The organism is Clavibacter sp. MX14-G9D (assembly GCF_032917815.1).
Taxonomy (GTDB): Bacteria; Actinomycetota; Actinomycetes; order Actinomycetales; family Microbacteriaceae; genus Clavibacter; species Clavibacter michiganensis_K.
This window is the reverse complement of record NZ_JAVCVL010000404.1, coordinates 1-878: the sequence shown is the minus strand read 5'-3', so window position 1 is coordinate 878 and position 878 is coordinate 1. Positions and strand designations below refer to the sequence as shown.

Here is an 878-nt window from a genome sequence, read left to right as displayed (position 1 = left end):
GGCGTCGTGCGCGACCGCGGGGCGGGGCGTCCGACGAAGCGCGACCGGCGCGAGATCGAGCGGCTGCGCGACCCGGACGGTGCCCGCGGGCGCTGACCCGCTCCGTCCCGAGGGGAGGCGGGCTCGAGTCCCGGGACGGCGCGCGACGCAGCCGCGGCGCGGATCCCCCCTAGAGACCCGCGGCGGCCGCCCGGCGCGCGTGCGCCAGCTCGGTGAGGATCCGAGCCCGCAGCCCGTTCGACCGCTCCGCGAACGCACGCTGCTCGGCGGCGTAGCGGGCCTTGCCGGCCGGCTCCTCGATGCGGACGGCCTCGAGCCCCAGGCCCGAGACGTCGTAGGGGCTCGCGCGCATGTCGAGCGAGCGGATGTCGCGCGCCAGCTCGAAGGCGTCGAGGAGCAGCTCGCCGGGCACCAGCGGACCCAGCTTCGTGGCCCACTTGTAGACGTCCATGCCGGCGTGGAGGCAGCCGGGCTGCTCGAGGTCGGGCTGCGTCTCGCGCGTGGGCGCGAGCGCGTTCCGCGGCACGGCCTCCGGCGTGAAGAAGCGGAACGCGTCGATGTGCGTGCACGCCAGCCGGTGCGCCTCGACGACCTCGTCGGTCGCGGCCGACCCGAGCCGCAGCGGCAGCCGCTCGTGCCGCTGCTCCCCGGGAGCGACCCGGTAGACCATCGCCCACTCGTGGAGGCCGAAGCACGAGAAGCGGCCGGGGCGGGCGGCGGTGCGGGCGAGGATCCGCTCGACGAAGGACGCCGTGGACCCGCGCGCCGCGAGGTACGCGGACGCGTCGACGCGCACGCCTCCGGGCAGGCCCGCGCTGCGGTCGGCGGCGTACCAGCGCCACCCCGCGCGCTCGTCGCCGGCGCAGTCGGCGAGCACG

General features: G+C 77.6%; 1 protein-coding gene and 1 pseudogene. One reads left to right on the top strand and one right to left on the bottom strand.

Features of this window, described 5'->3' with window-relative positions; translation table 11 throughout:
* A pseudogene (locus tag Q6969_RS15970) lies at window positions 1-96 on the top strand (RNA-binding S4 domain-containing protein); the annotation flags it as partial.
* Window positions 97-169: 73 nt separating this feature from the next.
* Here the strand turns inward: Q6969_RS15970 and Q6969_RS15965 are convergent.
* A partial coding sequence (locus tag Q6969_RS15965; RefSeq protein ID WP_317231319.1) for a 3-methyladenine DNA glycosylase occupies window positions 170-878 on the bottom strand: 709 nt, incomplete at its 5' end.